This is a genomic window from Pseudoalteromonas sp. PAST1, assembly GCF_021532515.1.
Classification (GTDB): Bacteria; Pseudomonadota; Gammaproteobacteria; order Enterobacterales; family Alteromonadaceae; genus Pseudoalteromonas; species Pseudoalteromonas simplex.
This window is the reverse complement of record NZ_JAKGBH010000117.1, coordinates 1-1,810: the sequence shown is the minus strand read 5'-3', so window position 1 is coordinate 1,810 and position 1,810 is coordinate 1. Positions and strand designations below refer to the sequence as shown.

The following is a 1,810-nucleotide window of genomic DNA, read 5'->3' as shown; positions in this document are numbered from 1 at the left end:
AATCTCGACAAGCAATGTGATTGAAGTAAACATCAAGGTATTTACCTTGCTCAAATACCTGCATTCGATTTTGAAGTTCATTACCAGCGGGGCATAAGTAAATATCTTTATTTGCATCGTATTTGAAAAGTGAGCGGTTAAATATCCCTTTCTTTTCAGAGGACGATGTATCCGTCTTGGGCATGATTGGCTCTGCACCCAAATCGATAGTGTCTTTTATATCAGGCTGACTGAAGTAACCTTTATCTGCTAATACCCGTATATCTTTCTTGCGCAATGCTTCTTGTGCGAGTTTCGTCATTGACGCAAGCTGGCCTCTATCTGGCACGTTGGTCACGTCATGCGCCACTATGAGGTGATGCTTGGTATCAACCGCACTTTGTACGTTATAACTCACAACTCTTGTAAAACCTTGAGTTTTCATTAAACGTGAATCAGGATCAGTAGTGGATATTTGCTTATCAGGATGAGCTTCAACTTGTTCTTTAATCTCGTATAGTTTTTTTAACTGGCTGCGAAAGTCAGCTAGTCTCTCTTTTGTGGCTTTAATTTTTGTGACGTTAGCTTGCTCTTTATCGGCTTCATCAAGTAATTCAAGATAACGTTCAATGTTCTTTTCGACTCGGTCGATGTGAAATTTAACTTTGCTTGGCGTAAAATTATTGCCTTTGTTGTTGCTAGCTTTAAACTTACTACCATCGATGGCAACAACGGGTTTCTCAAACATATTCAGGCGACGACAGACTTCAACAAACGTTTTGCATACATTTTTTATACCGCCTCCGTTGTCTTTTCTAAAATCAGCAATCGTTTTAAAGTCGGGTGCCAACTTACCAAGTAGCCACATCAGTTCAATATTGCGTTGGCATTCGGTTTCTAATCGGCGGGATGATTGAATACGGTTGAGGTAACCATAAAGATAAAGCTTTAATAGTGTGGCTGGATGATACTTAGGGCGGCCTGTGGACTTTAAGGTTAATCCTTTAAACCCCAATTCAGCTAGATTTAGTTCCTCAATGAAAACATCAATTACTCTGACCGTATTATCTTCACTGACGTAGTCTTCCAACGATTCTGGAAATAACGTTGATTGGTTACGATCTTCACCGCTTATAAACTTTGACATATTGCCTCAACCCTCGACTGAATCAATAGTCTTATTATATAAATATCAGTATATTAAGTGAACTAAATGTATAGATTAATCGATCATAAGCAGCAGATACTTAGACCAAAAGGTGATCAGAGTTTTCACACAGTCTGTGCCATAAGTGGACAGTGCTAACGCTTTGCTAATTGGCTGCCGCAGCGCAGCGTAGGCAGTCCAGTGGAGGCCATGCTGTTTGTGGCCGGAACGAAATTAAGCAACTTGTTATGTTGAAACATGCTTGATAAGCCCCTTAGCTACGAAATAAAAAACAAAGCAGACAAATAACAGCCCAAGGAAACGAATTGCTTTTGGTGCGTCTTTCTTAATTTTCACCTGAACGGCGATGCCAAACTCATCACCGATGAGCCACAAAAATATCTTGTGTAAACTCCATAAAACCATAAATACGTAAACACTGAGGAGCCCATAAAATTCAACATCGGCTACCATCAACGTGATCGTAATGATTAATGCAGCTACTAATACCCCAAAACTGATTGTCTTAATACGAGCGATCAATATGCTGCTCCAACATAGACATAATGACTCCCACACGGTGCTAGCCTCCGCTTTTCGTGGGTTAGCTTAATGACAAAGCCAGAGCCATAATTAGTTTGTCAAATAACTAAACAGCAGAGGCTAGCATGAACAAACATAGCA

2 protein-coding genes are annotated in these 1,810 nt (G+C 40.1%); both read right to left on the bottom strand.

The window, feature by feature from the left end; translation table 11 throughout:
- The coding region (locus L1272_RS22900; protein ID WP_235374356.1) for an IS1182 family transposase at positions 1–1,126 on the bottom strand (1,126 nt) is incomplete at its 3' end.
- Positions 1,127–1,372: 246 nt separating this feature from the next.
- Positions 1,373–1,669 carry a hypothetical protein gene (locus L1272_RS22895; RefSeq protein WP_024592041.1) on the bottom strand — a complete coding sequence of 99 codons (297 nt, stop codon included), beginning with the start codon at positions 1,667–1,669 and terminating at the stop codon, positions 1,373–1,375.
- Between the last annotated feature and the right edge of the window lie 141 nt (positions 1,670–1,810).